This window comes from Cytobacillus sp. Hz8 (assembly GCF_042263505.1).
In the GTDB taxonomy this organism is placed as follows: Bacteria; Bacillota; Bacilli; order Bacillales; family Cytobacillaceae; genus Bacillus_BE.
The window spans coordinates 16,905-32,078 of sequence record NZ_JBHKFI010000018.1; the positions used below are offsets into that span (position 1 = coordinate 16,905).

General features: G+C 34.3%; 19 protein-coding genes. 5 read left to right on the plus strand and 14 right to left on the minus strand.

Annotated features, from left to right (window positions below; genetic code table 11):
- Window positions 1-2: 2 nt before the first annotated feature.
- From ACE38V_RS18095 to ACE38V_RS18110, 4 genes are all read right to left on the minus strand, one after another.
- A complete protein-coding gene (locus ACE38V_RS18095) occupies window positions 3-599 on the minus strand; it encodes a DUF1819 family protein (RefSeq protein ID WP_375843437.1) in 597 nt (198 codons plus the stop codon).
- Between the two features lie 36 nt (window positions 600-635).
- Window positions 636-896, minus strand: coding sequence for a TIGR04540 family protein (locus ACE38V_RS18100; protein WP_375843568.1), 261 nt, complete (start codon window positions 894-896; stop codon window positions 636-638).
- Window positions 897-1,185: 289 nt separating this feature from the next.
- Window positions 1,186-1,632, minus strand: a complete 447-nt coding sequence (locus ACE38V_RS18105; protein WP_375843439.1) for a PH domain-containing protein — start codon at window positions 1,630-1,632, stop codon at window positions 1,186-1,188.
- A 236-nt stretch (window positions 1,633-1,868) separates the two neighbouring features.
- Window positions 1,869-2,252, minus strand: a complete 384-nt coding sequence (locus ACE38V_RS18110; RefSeq protein ID WP_375843441.1) for a hypothetical protein — start codon at window positions 2,250-2,252, stop codon at window positions 1,869-1,871.
- A 244-nt stretch (window positions 2,253-2,496) separates the two neighbouring features.
- Between ACE38V_RS18110 and ACE38V_RS18115 the strand changes: the two genes are divergently transcribed.
- Complete coding sequence (locus tag ACE38V_RS18115) at window positions 2,497-2,694, plus strand: hypothetical protein (RefSeq protein WP_375843442.1); 198 nt, start codon at window positions 2,497-2,499, stop codon at window positions 2,692-2,694.
- 325 nt (window positions 2,695-3,019) lie between these two features.
- Here ACE38V_RS18115 and ACE38V_RS18120 read toward each other — a convergent pair whose 3' ends face one another.
- The 4 genes from ACE38V_RS18120 to ACE38V_RS18135 form a co-directional block, all read right to left on the minus strand.
- Entirely contained in the window at window positions 3,020-3,805 is a 786-nt protein-coding gene (locus ACE38V_RS18120) for a hypothetical protein (protein WP_375843444.1), read from the minus strand.
- Between the two features lie 676 nt (window positions 3,806-4,481).
- Window positions 4,482-4,904, minus strand: coding sequence for a hypothetical protein (locus ACE38V_RS18125; RefSeq protein ID WP_375843446.1), 423 nt, complete (start codon window positions 4,902-4,904; stop codon window positions 4,482-4,484).
- Entirely contained in the window at window positions 4,901-5,233 is a 333-nt protein-coding gene (locus ACE38V_RS18130) for a hypothetical protein (protein WP_375843448.1), read from the minus strand. The genes ACE38V_RS18125 and ACE38V_RS18130 overlap by 4 nt, the downstream gene beginning before the upstream one ends.
- Window positions 5,234-5,350: 117 nt before the next feature.
- The gene (locus tag ACE38V_RS18135; RefSeq protein ID WP_375843450.1) at window positions 5,351-5,896 is read right to left on the minus strand and encodes a hypothetical protein; all 546 of its coding nucleotides are present in this window, start codon (window positions 5,894-5,896) and stop codon (window positions 5,351-5,353) included.
- A gap of 410 nt (window positions 5,897-6,306) precedes the next feature.
- On the opposite strand from ACE38V_RS18135, the gene ACE38V_RS18140 reads away from it, so the two are divergent.
- Window positions 6,307-6,573 carry a hypothetical protein gene (locus tag ACE38V_RS18140; RefSeq protein ID WP_375843452.1) on the plus strand — a complete coding sequence of 89 codons (267 nt, stop codon included), beginning with the start codon at window positions 6,307-6,309 and terminating at the stop codon, window positions 6,571-6,573.
- 84 nt (window positions 6,574-6,657) lie between these two features.
- Here ACE38V_RS18140 and ACE38V_RS18145 read toward each other — a convergent pair whose 3' ends face one another.
- The 3 genes from ACE38V_RS18145 to ACE38V_RS18155 all read right to left on the minus strand — a co-directional run bounded on the left by ACE38V_RS18145 (window position 6,658) and on the right by ACE38V_RS18155 (window position 8,818).
- Entirely contained in the window at window positions 6,658-7,194 is a 537-nt protein-coding gene (locus ACE38V_RS18145; protein WP_375843453.1) for a hypothetical protein, read from the minus strand.
- A gap of 105 nt (window positions 7,195-7,299) precedes the next feature.
- A complete protein-coding gene (locus ACE38V_RS18150) occupies window positions 7,300-8,295 on the minus strand; it encodes a hypothetical protein (protein ID WP_375843455.1) in 996 nt (331 codons plus the stop codon).
- Between the two features lie 79 nt (window positions 8,296-8,374).
- On the minus strand, window positions 8,375-8,818 hold the full coding sequence (locus ACE38V_RS18155; RefSeq protein WP_375843456.1) for a helix-turn-helix domain-containing protein: 444 nt from the start codon (window positions 8,816-8,818) through the stop codon (window positions 8,375-8,377).
- Between the two features lie 263 nt (window positions 8,819-9,081).
- On the opposite strand from ACE38V_RS18155, the gene ACE38V_RS18160 reads away from it, so the two are divergent.
- Window positions 9,082-9,477, plus strand: coding sequence for a hypothetical protein (locus ACE38V_RS18160; protein WP_375843458.1), 396 nt, complete (start codon window positions 9,082-9,084; stop codon window positions 9,475-9,477).
- Between the two features lie 96 nt (window positions 9,478-9,573).
- Window positions 9,574-9,900, plus strand: coding sequence for a hypothetical protein (locus tag ACE38V_RS18165; protein ID WP_375843459.1), 327 nt, complete (start codon window positions 9,574-9,576; stop codon window positions 9,898-9,900).
- Window positions 9,901-10,271: 371 nt separating this feature from the next.
- Here ACE38V_RS18165 and ACE38V_RS18170 read toward each other — a convergent pair whose 3' ends face one another.
- The 3 genes from ACE38V_RS18170 to ACE38V_RS18180 all read right to left on the minus strand — a co-directional run bounded on the left by ACE38V_RS18170 (window position 10,272) and on the right by ACE38V_RS18180 (window position 14,298).
- On the minus strand, window positions 10,272-10,502 hold the full coding sequence (locus tag ACE38V_RS18170; protein ID WP_375843461.1) for a hypothetical protein: 231 nt from the start codon (window positions 10,500-10,502) through the stop codon (window positions 10,272-10,274).
- 984 nt (window positions 10,503-11,486) lie between these two features.
- Window positions 11,487-13,289, minus strand: a complete 1,803-nt coding sequence (gene glmS, locus ACE38V_RS18175; protein WP_375843463.1) for a glutamine--fructose-6-phosphate transaminase (isomerizing) — start codon at window positions 13,287-13,289, stop codon at window positions 11,487-11,489.
- A 676-nt stretch (window positions 13,290-13,965) separates the two neighbouring features.
- Window positions 13,966-14,298, minus strand: a complete 333-nt coding sequence (locus ACE38V_RS18180; RefSeq protein ID WP_375843464.1) for an antibiotic biosynthesis monooxygenase family protein — start codon at window positions 14,296-14,298, stop codon at window positions 13,966-13,968.
- 201 nt (window positions 14,299-14,499) lie between these two features.
- On the opposite strand from ACE38V_RS18180, the gene ACE38V_RS18185 reads away from it, so the two are divergent.
- Window positions 14,500-14,886, plus strand: a complete 387-nt coding sequence (locus ACE38V_RS18185; protein WP_375843466.1) for a DUF1259 domain-containing protein — start codon at window positions 14,500-14,502, stop codon at window positions 14,884-14,886.
- The last annotated feature ends 288 nt before the right edge of the window (window positions 14,887-15,174 follow it).

Below are 15,174 nucleotides of genomic sequence, written 5' to 3' on the forward strand. Positions count from 1 at the left end.
CTTTAGTGACCCATTGCCTTAACGAACTGGCCATCACCAATTCTAATTATGTATTCCTTCAAATCTTCATCTATTAGAAGTCTGCTTAACTCTCCTGTTTTTTTATCCTTTAAAACGCCTGATTCAAATAAAACCTTGTAGAACACTTGCTTTAATTTGGCAATTGTCTTCTCCGTAAATCCAGCCACTCTTTTATCCTGCTCTGCTTTTACAGTGAAATATAAATTCAAATCCTTTTTTTCAATCAATAGTATATTTGATTCATACTTTTCTCTAATGACTTCATTCATAAATTCAAAAAACAATCTATCCGTCTTCATTATGGCGTATAAATTGATTATTTTCCCTGTTTCTAACGGTTCTTCTAATACCATTTGTGTTAGTGTTTCATCTAAGGCATTTACCCTTCTTAACACTGCTGGAAGGCTTCTCTTGATGCTTGATTCATATTTATATTGAAAAAGGTTTTCCTCTGTTACTCGTTGCTTTATTTCCTTATCATTTATATCCCGAACCTTTAGACCTATTACTTGCTTTAATTCGTAAAGCAAAAATGAAGCTCCTGTTAAAGAAGAACTATATTCTAATTCGCTAATCATTCTACAACTCCTTCCCATTTAAGGATAACACCATGATTACTCTCCCAAATGACCGTTCATATCAAGAATTCTGTTTACAACTTCAAGTCGCCTTTTACCGCATTGTTGCTTAAGAATAGTCGTAAAGTCGCCATTCTTTAGAACCCTATTTGGGTTATTTTTGTATATTTCTTCAACCTCTTTTATAAGAATAGTTTCATCAATTTCACTTTCCCAGTAAGCATCTATTACGGAGTTTAATGCCGAAGCCAGTTCTCTCTGTGTTTTATAAAAAAGTTTAAGCTCCAATTGTGCCACCTCAAAGCCATACTTATTTTTTACCATACTCTTATTTTATTCTTACTTTTTGAGATAAGCAACAAACGGATAGTGTAAGATTGCATAAAAAAAACCAATAGGATATCCTATCGGTCTTCTTACTTTCATGTTTCCATAATACTTATCAGATTTCAGGACAACTATCTCTGGCAATCCCATTTCAACATATTCTAAATATAAATGTTGCTTGGTTTCAAAATCTATTACATTAGGAACTACTTAACCCATATATAAAATTACATCTTGTTTTGTTTAATTGTACCTGCTTTTAACTAATCTGCATTTTAATAAATTTATAAATATCTTCAAAGTCCTTTTGAGGAATATGAGTAATTTTATTCTTCTTACTTCCAAATAAACCAGGTTTTTTTAGTTCGATAACAGTTGCAGTTATACCCAATGCTTTTAGAATATCATGGTCAATTTCTGTAAAATCCGAGTATTCTATCTCATGAGGTTTTACCTTTCCAAAAGGCTTCACTTCTGCTAAGACTGCCTTAGTGTCGGTTACAAATAAATAACCAAATGTCGTTCCACTAAAAGCACCTGATGACAGAAAATAAATCTTTTCATTAATAAGGTTTTTCTTTACAGTATCAAAAGCCTTCATAAATTGTTGACGAGCTGTTTTAGGTAATTTTTCCGCCTCAGTACGAATACCATCATAGGTTGAATATTCTCCTACTATAGTTATCTCTATATTGATATTATTCATTATGATAATTCCTTTCGGTTAATAATTCTAAATTTATTATAAGGGCAGAGAATAAAGATTACATCAAGACAAGTCCAACTTCCGATATTTACCTTTAGTACAAGAAAAAAATGAAGTCTTAAAGCAATGCCTAAACACACGATGAATTTTTAAAAGATTTTCTAAAAATCTTTTAAATCTTGACTTTATATATTAAAGCACCAATATCAATCCGATACCTTAATGAATTTAACTCCTTATTCACTAACATATTCTACTTTAATGCCATTTACTCTTGTATCCATTTCATATGTTTCAGATGACCTTCCGTACTTTACACTAAGATTCTTTTCATTTACCCACTTAATCGTGAATTCACCGTCTGACACAAATGTATTTCCAGATTTATTCGGAAACTCTTCACCTTTATCCAGTATAGATAATTGGTATGATATACTTGTTGTTGCTCCGCAATCTCTACTAAATAGATAAGCCATTTTTTCACCTCTTGGAGATGGAACTTCTTGAATAATTTCATTCCCACACATACCACCAAATAATAAGTCCAACACATATCTTCCACCCATAAATATCGCAATAACGATAACAGCCACTATCAATAGACATTTTGCTATTTTCATTTATTATCCATCCCTTCAATCACACAGAATGTGTCAAAGAATCCTTCTACTTAATCAAGTATGGCTGAAAAAAAGATGGCAAATCCATTTAATCAAAGGAAATAAGTTCTGCCAACGTCTTTCCCTAAATGTTGATTGTTTTCAAAATCTATTTACTTCGTAATGATATACCTTCCCTGAATCTAAAATCTAATAAGCTTAAAGAACAGGGGTAATCAATTACATTGGGAAAGGGAGCAGAACGATGAAAAAGATAGAAATAGTTCTTTCAGAGGAATTGGAACAGGAGATAGCCGAGATTGTTAAGTTAAAGTCTACTGGCAACTATGTAGCAAAGGAAGAAGCTATTATTTTGAAGGTGTTGGAACTGTACACAAGCCGATACAAAAGCATGGTGAAAGGCTCAATAAATGCCATTGATAATGCAACAAAAAGAAAATAGAAGTTCCTTCATAGGGGCTTCTGAAACTATCCTATTTCTCTTTAATTTACAAACTCAACTCATCCTCATATTTCACTTTTACCATGCTTATATCGCCTGTAAATGGCTTTAGTGTAGGTCATGCCCCTCATGATATATTATTGGTCCTGTAATATAGTGATTGGGGGCTGACTCATAATAGAAAAACGGTCTAAGCCACCAAATAAGACCAGCTTATACGGTTTCTTAATTGTCCCTTGCTTTTAATATTACTCACAAGATATTCCATTTTTTAGCAACCAGCTCGTCATGTTGGCTTGTTTAAAAATAAATTCTCTTCCTGATTTTATTCTCTCTGTTCCTCCTGCACTGATTCTTCTTTTAGTTTATCTCCATAATAATCTATTCCAATTTCCCTACGGAAATCTTCCATATGCTTTATTTCTTCCTCGTCTGATGGGGGAAAGGGGCTATCGTACCAATCACTGTATCTTATATCAGCATAAAGGGTAGTTCCAATCACAATATAATTATCATCATTCAGAAGGTCTCCGTATTTATTTAGAATGTATAGAACCCCATCCATATCTTTACAAGGAATAGCAATGTAATCGCCAACAAAAATGTTCTTGATATCCTCAGTGGAAAACGGTAAAGAAGGGTTTGACAGGCTGATACCCCCCACCGAATTTTGTTTGGCTTCTGGATTAATCCAAATCGTTTCAAATCTCCCTCTATTTAAAAACGCAGTAACACCGTTATCATTATCTTTGTTAAATTCCGAATCAATGACAGCTTTGATAAGAGAGACTACCTTCTTATATCTATCATGACATTTTCTAAAAATAATTAGTGTTTGAAAAAAAGGATTATTTGTTTCTTCAAATAACTCTTCCAGGACTTTATTGGATATCGTTTTTCCCTGAATACCTTCTCTTCTCAATAACCTGTTATTAATAAATCCGATAACATCACGATTGCTTGTAAAATCAATTTCCGCATATTTTGAAAGGTTCACCATTATATTTTCCTTTTCCATTATCGAATGCTTTAACATTGCCTGGACATAGGCTGGTCTGATTCTATAGCCTGTATCGTTAATTCTGTTTAAAATGGTTTCTACTGTGTACACATTAACTCAACTACTTCCTTAAAGTATCTAATATAGCAATGTCATATTGCTTGTTTATCGTAATGTAATTCTTTTTGATTATATCCTTTGCTTTAATCAAGAAATAGCTTAGAGTGGCTCTACAACGCCTTAGAATCGTTTTAAAGATTATCAGGGAATTTGTAGGAAGTCACTGAAAAAGTCCATTATATCGCCTTTATAGGCTTTTATTTATTATTTTATCGAAATATCTTAGATTTATTTGCAAAAGAAACAATCTCAACCAGATATAATCAATTCATGGAAAGGAACTACGACAATTTCCATGTATGTGTTTTGTCCCTCTAACAGATTTTAGTTAAAAGTTGCTCTTGTTTTTTTAAATTAACTTCGACTTTTCAAAAGAACATTCATGCAATGAAATAGAAGGCTATAAAGCCGAAAAAATGTATAAAACAATAAAGTCCTAAAAAACTTTATCCCTACTTTAGAAGAAGGGGTGCGACATTTCAAACAAATTTTTTATTATTTTTCTGCCCCCTATATAGGTTTATGTTTTCCGTAAGTTGCGAGAGGTTTTGAAGCCTTATGTATCAAGGTTAAAATGCCCCTTTCGCCTTAAAAATCCACTTTCCTATTTCACCTCAATTCTTCTAATATCTAACCCAAAGAAACACAAAAGAACTTGTATTATTGACTACAAGTCCTTCTTCAATCTTTTAAATCTATCTTTAAAATCGACAGCCCTATTTATTTTAGACAGAGCCACTTCCAGCTCCTTCTCGTTCTTTTCCACCTGCCTTTTCTCCTTCTCTTGTTCCTTTTCCCTCACTCTCTTTTCAATTTCTTTTCCTCTTGCTCCGAGCCTTTGCCGATTAAATTCAGACATCAAGCCATATTTATTCTTTGATTCAGCAAACTCCTTAACCGTTAATGCCTGTTCCGTTGTAAACAATCGCTGTCCGTTAATTACAAGTGGTTCTGGAATCAACCGTTCCTTTCCACTCTCAGCCAATCTGTCGCTATACTTGCACCATTGAGCAATTGTAGCGGGGCTACGTTTTATATATGCTCCCAAATCACCTGTGGTATAATACCTCCGCCCATCAATTACTCTCATTCATCCTTTCCTCCTTCCAATCTTGCAAGTTTCTTCTTAAGCTCCTCATTTTCTTTTTTTAACTTGTGATAAGTGGTTTCTTTTGCTCGGTATTCTTTTAAATCTCCGTTTATTAATTTATAAATTCCTGCCCGAATCGCCTTTACTTCTGATTGTTTAAAGTGCTGGACATTGTTTATTTTTGTTGGGTTAGGCAAAAACCCTTCCTTACCGTTCTCCTTCATTTGGCGGTCAATACGGATAAGGTTGAACAAATTCTTAGGGGAAAGGTGTAAAATTTGAGCAATCTCAGATATCTTATAGTACAACTCCCCATCTTTACGTTTCAAAGTTATCTCCTCCTTCCTGTTTCTGGATATGATAGGGTTTTGGTATGAAATTTGATACTAAAACTATACGATTTTCTCTAATCAGACAAATTTAGGAAAGGTGTTTTAATGACAGTTTTAAAGGTTGATAGGGTTCTTGGCTTTGAATTCAGCGATGATTTCATTTAATAGTTCGTTTTTCTTCTTGTTGTGATAGACACCGTACAGCTTTAAATACAAGTCCAAATCGGGTGCAAGGGAAATCGTTTGTTGAACTCCTCCGTTTTTTTCGCTCCAGGGGAGATATTGAGATTCCTCCACTGATTTTGCAACCCTTTCCTTCTTTTTCATAGCATTCCCAGCCTCTTTTTCAGCGACTTCCGTATTTTCCTTTTTGTGCTTATTTGAATAACATTGCAAACAGTAGGTATCAAAATATTCTCGTTCCTTTCCAGCATTACAGAGCTTGTACGTTTGATTTATGTCAATCCATGCTCCATCCACTAATCTGTACACTGGATGCCATTTACAGCAATTTGAACAATAAATTTGAAGCTCCTTTACATCCTCCACATACCGATGGTTCACAACTGTCTTCCCTCTCTTTTCTAAAGAAAGTTGATACGGTAAAGGTAGGGATACTCCCTCTATTTGAATATCTTTATCTTTCAATTTTAAATCCATGTTGGGTATAACCTCACTTTCTATCAATGGTCTAATAAATTATAGATTCCTGAAACAGATATATTCCTGAAAAACTGGTTCATTGAATGCTGGGTTTGTTGAATCCCTGTTTTGTGGAAGCAGTAGCTCCGAAAATTACAATATTTATAGCTTCCCAAACAAAGAAACTATCTTATTTAAGAATATGTATGAATTTTTTCGTATCTTTTATGTCATTGCTCCGAATAATTGCTGAACAGATATGATGAATTAAAAGGTTTAAGATATTCTTTCGTACTTTTTTCATACTTTTTACGCAAATGTTGAGATATTTATGTAACAAACGCCATTTAACCTACAAAGTTGAAGAAAATTTCAAAAAGTACATGATATAATATGGCTACAAATGGAATTCGTTCGGGGGTAATCGCATGAACAAGTTGCTGGAAACAATCGAGGTCAAATCCGTAAATGGCTTATATCGAATTTACCTTTTTAATGACGGAAACGCTCTACCTAAACTTGTCATTTATCAGGTTGCTGATGGACATGAAGTGCCTGTTAAAAATATGTATAAAGAGCTTAAAAGATTGAAAGAAGAATTCTCTTTTGGGATTGAATATGAACCGATAGACCGCATTAAGTTGAATACGAGAGAATTTGGCAGGGAATTTATTAAACGATATACTGGAAGGTAAATTTTATCCCAATAACATTACTTTTTATCATTACAAATAAAAGGACCTTTTTGATTGGTCCTTTTCTCGTTTTCTATATTAAACTTAGTTAAATTTCATTTTAATTTCTGCATTTGCCATTACAGTAGATGTTGCATCCATTTTATCCATCTTTATTTTGAAACTTTCCCCAAACTGTTTTTTAGATGGAACGTCTCTTTTCATCGCTTGGATAAATTCTTCTTTATCTGATGCTTCCGACAACATACTTGCTACGTTAGTGAAAACCTCATTTTTATAGTTTTCATATTCCGAAAGCAGTTCCTCCTTAATTTGATAAAACTCCTCTTCATACTCTTTGAAACGGTTAGAAAATTCCTGGTAGGTTGCTTCCTTCATAAAAAACAATTGCTGTTCCCCCAAAGAATGTTTAACAGACCTTTCCTGTAAATTTTTTTGTACATTTTCCTTAAAATCACAAAGAATTTCACGCTTTGATTTAGGTAGTACGTTGACTTTTATAGAATCAGGAAACCACTCATAATCTTCGTTTTGAAAATTAGAGTTGAGTTTTCCCTTGGGAATCGTTACTTCTAATTCATCCCATTCCATTCGTACATCCACCATATAAAATTTTTCCATTTCTAATCCACCTCTTTAGCAAATTCTATCCTTATTATAAATAATAATTTGTTCAATAACCCAAATGCAAGGCACTGGATAATCCAATGCCTTGTTCCTGCTCATTTACAGACTGTATTCAAATTCTTCCCACATATCAAGTCTCTCCTCCTCGCCATAAAGAACATCATTGCTGAATGCCAAGATAAATTTTTCAGCAACATCTACTAACCTATCAACTGCTTCTCTCACACTTTTCCCTCTTGATTTAAAGGAGTAATTTATAGTGTGCTTATCATCCAAAAATTTTAGCTCCTTCCCAATTAATTCTCTCGCCTTATCTTCTCTCTCTTTTATTTTGTAATAGATTGGCGGACTAAACTCTCTAAATCTTAACTCTACAAACGCACGATAACGCATATCCTCTACTGATAGCATAAGAGACACACCAGATTTTCCGAATCCACATGGGATAATCCTCAAACTATCAAGATTGGATTTCTGCCTTTGAAATGATAAAAAATATGGAATCCTTTTTCTTAATTGCAGTAAGAGATAGTTGTTTACATCCGCTCTATTAGTAAAATCCCAATCAATCTTTTCCTTGTATTTTTTGTTCCCCTTAATTGAGCGAATAATGCTCATTTCCTTTTGTAATTGGATAGGATTAGAGACTTCATTGAGGATATGAAGGTTTTCATAGACTTTCAACTTATGTGTTCCACTATTCAATAAGTCAATTCCCTTAAATAATTCAGGATTAATCGTTACAAAGTAAAGGTTGATTTTTTTACCTGAATTTAATATTTTATTCCTTAACTGTTTTACATACTTATCTTTAAACGCTACCGCTTGATAAATAATAATCCCCTTATCTATTGCCTCTATCAGTTTAAGAAGTCGGTATTGGTGAGAATAATCCGATTTTAACAACACATTCTCTACAAAGACCTCTACTCCTGAATCCTGTTCTATTCCATACATATCAATTTTCAATCCTGCAAATTTTGTTTCTAATTCTAATCCTGCTAATTTCAAGTTCAATTCCTTTTCTAATATTTGAGGATTTTCAAATTGCGATAGTGTAAATATGAATTCTCGCTCACTGGAATTTTTATACATTTACCTCTAACCTCCAAAAAATATAGAAAAAGAGAACCAGTAAAAAATACATAGTTCTCTTTCCTCGCCTGTTTGATGATTATTTTAAAGACCTTAAAAATGTATCAACTCTGTTTAAAATCTCCACAGAATCCAAATGTTTGCTATGTTCTTCCCATTCACAATCAAGTAATGCCTCTATTAATCCTAATAAATCCTCCCTTGTTTCCATAGTCGGAAGTTTCCCTTTTATAAGATATTCTTGATTAACCATAACTTCTTGAATACTTTTTAAAGGAAGCTCACCCTCGCTTGGTTCAATATCAATCAAATCAGTAATATCTACCTTTAGTGCCTTTGCCAAATTTTTGATTATGGGATAGGTAGGAGCTTTTTTCTTCCCACGTTCTAAAGAATTTACGTAGCCTGGGTCAATTTTTGCCATCATTCCCAATTCCTTACAAGTATAACCTCTGAGGCCCCTATAATATTTTAATTGTTGTGCAAACGTTCTCGGCATCTCTCGTACTTCTCTACTACTCATATAAAATTCATTCCTCCTGTTCAATCTGTCTAATCCTAATTGATAGATTAGAACTTCCTGTTTTGATGGTTTCTAAGTAAGAATCCTTTTGTAGTTTATTAGAAACTTGCTATATTATAGTTTTAACCCTTTCAGATTATTCGATGATAGAGCATGATAAAACAGGATTAAACAATAAAACAGGTTACTCTTTGCTCTCTTAAATAATGCTGTTAATGAAATTGTCTTATAGTACAATACTGGTAAAAGGGGATTATAAATCTATGAGAATTATTAGTTTGTTCATGCTTTTATTGGCTCTTTTTGTAATCGGAGGTTGTTTGCAAAAGACAGTAGAAATGCCCGAAAAAGTTGTGGTTGAGAGAATCAACAGTGAAAATGACATCTATGAAGTCATTAAAACCGTAACGGATAAAGAGGAAATAAGTGATATTATTCAACTGGCGGAAAGTACAAATTGGGAGCATGGTCAAATGCAAGTAAGTATGGCACGACCAGCAGATTTTAAAATAAACGATACGGATTACTTCCTATGGATTACTCCATCAGGTGATAGATTTGAAGTGATTAAAGAGGCGGAGAGCAAGTATGGGAAACTATCAAAAGGAAAATCAGAAGAATTGTATTTTTTGATGACAGGCGAAAGGCTCGGTAAATAATCAAAGAACTCTTCCTTGAACACTATGTCTTGGCTTCTAAACTAAGATAATCCCCCAGCATTTTAAATTTCACTTTATAGAAAGTAGGTTTGTTTTATGGAATTTGATTTAGTGGTAAATGACGAAACTATCGAGCGTTGCTTTTTAGTGTATGATGAAGTTGGCTATGGATACGATGAAGATGAAAATGGGAACTATATTAATTTTGCGGAAGCCACTGTTTTAAAAGTGACTTGGTATAAAGACGATGACGATTGCGATGTAGATGATATTGTTACAGTTAGGGTTGCAGAGGTGTATAACTCACCTTCTTGCAAAGTAATTGTCGAATGGCATGACGAAAGTTTTAAAACTGACATTAATGCAGTTAGGCTCTTAAATGAGGCTAAATCAGATTTGATTAGTGAATTTGAAAATAAGTAGTTTCTGACCCTATGCGATTTCTACTTTATTCAAGTCTTTCCATTCCCTTTTGGAATAAGAATGAGGGCATTGAGGTTTTGTCCAATTTCCTTTTTTATCGGGAAATAGATTATTTCCTTCTTTTTCAATATTTTAGTCATAAAAACTACATCTCCAATTGTTAAATTGTGTCTAACAATTGGAGTGCAGTTCACTTTATATGTGAATGACCATGCCTTTTCTTTTGCTAATTGACTATCCATTTTTACTTTTGTGATTCAAAAGGGAATATCTTACCCATTAGAGGTAGCCTTTTGTTTCTCACGTTTTTCTCGAAATCAATTTCTCAACTAAAAGGTGAAATTAGAAAGGTTTATTGTTTATTCACACAATTATTCCATAGCATTTTCTATTGAAGAAATGACATCTTCTATACTTGATATCGCATTTTCCATTTCGCTTATTGCATTTTCCATTGCTTCACCTCGTTCTGATACTTGAAGCCCTTCTGGAAAATTATCAAAAGCATCTTGCTCTTCATCTTTGATACTCTCCAACTCTGAACTACAATCATTAAGTTTATTTATTATTGATTGCAGTAATTTTCTACGGGTATTATTCATATTTAATCCCTCTTTCAATAAGTAAATTTTTGATGTAGATACTTGATTCGTGTATGTAGTAGATATCTCCAACAGTACAAAGACCTTACTACTCACCATTTATATCGGATTAATTCAATTAAGTCATTAACTTATTTCGCATGTGGTAAAGATTACCTATATTCTATTTTCCCTTTATCCTTATCGCCCTACTATGTGACTTTGGAACTCTTCCTTACAAAGTTGCCCCATCCCCCTCAATCCCTTCTCCCACCTGACCTCACGCTTTTTCCATGCAAAAAAGACCGAAGGAAAATCGGGCTTTTTTATCTAAGGACATACATATTTGTGTAAACAAAAAGTTTTTTAGGTGTGTACTCATTTCAAAGTCATAACTGATTTTCAAAGCTATGTAAAAACTTAATCCTTAGAATTTATTGCTTTTTCCTAACCCCTTTTCCCTATCAAGTTCAGACTCACCTTAGATTTCGTTTCAAAAAATCCCTGCCTTCTATGTAGTCGTCAAAAATAGTCCTTCCCTCCCCCCTTCTCTCAAACCCTTGCCACTCCTACCTTTCTCCCATTTCCCAATTTCTGTAGGTAAATGCAGTTGTTCCCCCGACCGCTCCTTTTTTCTCCTATTTTTTGTCAGAATCCTATTTTTTTAGGAAAATAAGTTGTTCCCTGAAAGACAGGGTGAAGGGATTAGGAATGAGGGGTTTTTTCCTGCTTTTTCTCCTGCCTTTTTTCTCTTTTATCTTCTTGCTTTCCTTCATGAAATCGTTGATTTATCGGGCTTTTTCTCCTGCCTTTTTTCTTGCCTTTCTCATGCTTTTTTCTGGCCTTTTCTCCGCTTTTGGACACAAAAAAACGAGGAAAACTGGAGACAATCCTCCGATTTTCACTCGTTTTAGGGAACGATTCATTTTGCCAAGGGAACAACTTATTTGCCTTGGGAAGAGGGTCATTTTGCTATAACAACACATAATTCATTTTCAAATACACTTATTCAACAGTAACCGATTTAGCAAGATTCCGTGGTTTATCGACGTCACATCCGCGCTGAATTGCAGCATAGTATGCAAGCAGCTGTAATGGAACGACTGAAACTAATGGTGTCAACAGTTCATGGACTTCAGGTATAACCAAGCTATCTTCGTCCATATTGAGACCTTTCATTGAAATGATGCATGGATTTGCGCCTCTGGAAACGACTTCCTTCACATTTCCGCGAATGCTCAAGTTCACACTTTTTTGAGTAGCAAGAGCAACAATTGGAGTGCCTTTTTCAATTAACGCAATTGTCCCATGCTTTAATTCTCCGCCTGCAAAGCCTTCTGCTTGAATATAGGAGATTTCTTTAAGTTTTAAAGAGCCTTCTAAACAAACATAATAATCTACCCCGCGGCCAATGAAGAAGCAATTAGGAGTGCCTGTCAAAAATTCTCTTGCCATAATTTCAATGATTTCTTTTGAGTCACATAGAACTTCCATAGCATTAGCTGCAATACCTAGCTCATGGATAAGATCAAAGTTCACCTCAATACCTTTCCTTTTAGCAGCTACTTCCGCCAAAATGGCAATAACGGCAATTTGCGCTGTGTAGGCCTTAGTAGAAGCCACAGCAATTTCCGGTCCAGCATGAAGTAAAAGCGTATAATCTGCTTCACGAGAAAGCGTAGAACCCGGAACATTTGTTAAAGTAAGGGTTGGATAACCTAATTCTTTCACATGAACCAAAACCCCACGACTATCAGCCGTCTCGCCACTTTGGGAAATGAAAACAAATAAAGGCTTCGCAGATAATAGCGGCATGTTATAGCCAAATTCACTGGCAATATGAACTTCAACAGGAATTTTTGCCACACTTTCAAGCAGCTGTTTTCCAACTAATCCCGCATTGTAGGAAGTTCCGGCAGCGATGATATAAATTCGATCTGCTAGATTGACTGCATCAAGAATGTTTTTATCTATCGTAAGATTTCCTTGTTCATTTTGATACGTTTGAATAATTTTTCGAATCACAAGCGGTTGCTCGTCAATTTCTTTTAACATATAGAAAGGGTATGTGCCTTTTTCAATGTCGCTAGCATCCAATTTTGCCTTAAAGGAGTTACGTTGAACTGCTTCCCCATTTAATTTTTGAATCGCAACTTCATTTTTCGTTACGATCACGATTTCTTTATCCATTAATTCAAGATACTCGTCTGTAACTTGGAGCATCGCCATTGCATCACTAGCCACAACATTAAAGTCTTGACCAAGACCTACTAATAATGGACTTTTATTTTTTGCTACATAGATCGTATCATCACCTTTTGCATCTAACAAAGCAAGTGCGTATGAACCATGTAGTAAAGACAATGTCTTTCGGAATGCCTCTAATACTTCTAAGCCTTCACCAACAAATTTTTCTATTAATTGAACAATTACTTCGGTATCTGTTTCACTTATAAATGAAACATCTGTTAAATAATCCCGTTTTAATAGCTCATAGTTTTCAATAACCCCGTTATGAACTAGAATGAAACGGCCGCTTGTACTTTGATGAGGATGAGAATTCAATTTGCTCGGTACCCCATGCGTAGCCCAACGAGTATGTCCAATCCCAATATGTCCATCTACATTCTCGTCCACAATGCTGCGCAAATCAGCAATTCTACCTTTTTCTTTAAAAATATGAACTCCGGATTCATTTTTTACGGCAATACCTGCAGAATCATAACCACGATATTCCAGCTTTTCGAGTCCCTTTAAAAGAATTTCTTTTGAGTTATGATTTCCGATATACCCGACAATTCCACACATGTTAGTATTCTCCCTTGTACAAGAGCTTCACTCTTGTTTTTTGATGATAGGTATCTGTCTATACCTTTATGTTGTTTGCATATTTTCCCCTCTTTGTGCAAAGAGTCACCTCTTTGTTTTCAAGGAAAAATTTGGCGGTTGTATGCTCAACCGGGAGGTATCCGCCGAACCCTTCGATAAACCTCCTCCTCGTCAACTATTCACCACATCCTGGAATAGTTCTGGCGCTTTCATTTTCGATTGTACTTTACTACCTTCTATCCTCCTCTCCTGTAAATTAATTCAATTTGAATTAAAATAAAAACAAATTCATACTATATGAATTGATTTAAATAGTCAATTTACTCGCAAAAAAGTTCGATTAATATTCATATACTAGAAAAGAAATTGAAGATCGTGACGATATACCCTTGAGTCTCTCCTTTTCAAGATATCTGCTTAGTTAAATCAAAAATTGATGAATAAATTTCTTCCTATTTTCACTATATTAAAAAAATAATCTGTTACTCACTACCTGGAGATAATCCTCCAAAAAGGGATTACGCCACAATTCATGAACTTCCCTATTATTTCTCTACAAATTCCATTAACTACCTCGTTTATTTAACTAAAAATATGATTATTGAACATTTTTCCAACTGTAACTATTTGATTAACCATACATTTACTACAATGATCACATTTCAAAAAAGCAATGTCTCTCTACTTTACAAACTCTAAGAGAAAAATTTTTAAACCATTCTGAGTTCCCTTTTTCCTGTGCTACTCTATGGGATGAATTTTCCTTCCATGCTTTTATGGATTCTAAAGAATCCCAATATGAAACCGTAATTCCTAATTCTTCATCCTGAGCACTTTCTACTCCTAAAAATCCTTTTTGCTGAGAAGCTAACTCTAACATTTTGTCCGTCATTTTTCCGTACCCTCTGTCACTTGCAGTTCGCTGTGAGGAAAAAATCACTGCATAATAAGGGGCTTCAGGTGTTTTACAATTTCCCTCATATTTCATCGCTCCATTTTCATTTGATTTACAAATTATTCATTTTTCTATACTAAATATATGACGCAAAATTAAGAAAGACAGCAGTACCATTCTACATTTTCAACTATTTTTCTTATTTAATTTTTTTAAAATTTTATTGCAATAACCTAGACAGGCTGTCCTAATTTTACATATATTAACACATAATTGATGAAGGGAGGTAAATTTATGTCAACCTGCCAACGACTTGCGGATATTATCGGTGGTGAAGTTATTACGGCAGCACCTGTCTGTGTTGTTCAACGTCTTCGAAATATTAATGCAACTATTTTAGGTCGTCGAACTCGTTCCCCCTTAGCTCTTCCATTTGCCCTTTCCTTTGAAAATAACATAAAAGGGCAAACCCTTAACCTAGGTGAAACCGTTATTCTTCAAAAGGAAATTAATCCATTCTTATCTGCATTACGAAAAAGAAAAATCATAGTTACAGCTGTTCATAACCATTGGCTGTTTGACCAACCACGCTTAATGTATATGCATTGGGAAAATGTTGGGGATCCATTTGAGTTTGCAAGAAACAGTTTTGAAGCGGCAAAGGAAGTAGGTATTTTCTAAAAAGCCAGCCATTTGTGATATCTACAAAGTATGTCACAAATGGCTTATATTCCTCACTGTCTTGTTATCATTTTCTTCCAATTTTATAATAATACCCTACTTAACAAACCTCAGTATCAAACTGCTCACATTTTTATTAATCATGTTCCTTATGTAACTTAATTTATTACAATTTTTACATAAGCAAATCTATGATTACTAAATAGCCTATCATCCTGTAGTAATGGAAGGGGTACGGAAACGATTCTGGATATCAGGGGCCACTATGGACAAAACCTAAAATTAGAT

Coding starts and splice junctions, on each gene's coding strand:
- ACE38V_RS18110 (WP_375843441.1), bottom strand. CDS start 2,252: ATGAAAATAGCAAAATGTCTATTGATAGTGGCTGTTATCGTTATTGCG.
- ACE38V_RS18095 (WP_375843437.1), bottom strand. CDS start 599: ATGATTAGCGAATTAGAATATAGTTCTTCTTTAACAGGAGCTTCATTT.
- ACE38V_RS18160 (WP_375843458.1), top strand. CDS start 9,082: ATGAGAATTATTAGTTTGTTCATGCTTTTATTGGCTCTTTTTGTAATC.
- glmS (WP_375843463.1), bottom strand. CDS start 13,289: ATGTGTGGAATTGTCGGGTATATCGGAAATCATAACTCAAAAGAAATT.
- ACE38V_RS18105 (WP_375843439.1), bottom strand. CDS start 1,632: ATGAATAATATCAATATAGAGATAACTATAGTAGGAGAATATTCAACC.
- ACE38V_RS18185 (WP_375843466.1), top strand. CDS start 14,500: ATGTCAACCTGCCAACGACTTGCGGATATTATCGGTGGTGAAGTTATT.
- ACE38V_RS18125 (WP_375843446.1), bottom strand. CDS start 4,904: ATGAGAGTAATTGATGGGCGGAGGTATTATACCACAGGTGATTTGGGA.
- ACE38V_RS18135 (WP_375843450.1), bottom strand. CDS start 5,896: ATGGATTTAAAATTGAAAGATAAAGATATTCAAATAGAGGGAGTATCC.
- ACE38V_RS18150 (WP_375843455.1), bottom strand. CDS start 8,295: ATGTATAAAAATTCCAGTGAGCGAGAATTCATATTTACACTATCGCAA.
- ACE38V_RS18180 (WP_375843464.1), bottom strand. CDS start 14,298: ATGAAATATGAGGGAAATTGTAAAACACCTGAAGCCCCTTATTATGCA.
- ACE38V_RS18170 (WP_375843461.1), bottom strand. CDS start 10,502: ATGAATAATACCCGTAGAAAATTACTGCAATCAATAATAAATAAACTT.
- ACE38V_RS18145 (WP_375843453.1), bottom strand. CDS start 7,194: ATGGAAAAATTTTATATGGTGGATGTACGAATGGAATGGGATGAATTA.
- ACE38V_RS18155 (WP_375843456.1), bottom strand. CDS start 8,818: ATGAGTAGTAGAGAAGTACGAGAGATGCCGAGAACGTTTGCACAACAA.
- ACE38V_RS18165 (WP_375843459.1), top strand. CDS start 9,574: ATGGAATTTGATTTAGTGGTAAATGACGAAACTATCGAGCGTTGCTTT.
- ACE38V_RS18115 (WP_375843442.1), top strand. CDS start 2,497: ATGAAAAAGATAGAAATAGTTCTTTCAGAGGAATTGGAACAGGAGATA.
- ACE38V_RS18140 (WP_375843452.1), top strand. CDS start 6,307: ATGAACAAGTTGCTGGAAACAATCGAGGTCAAATCCGTAAATGGCTTA.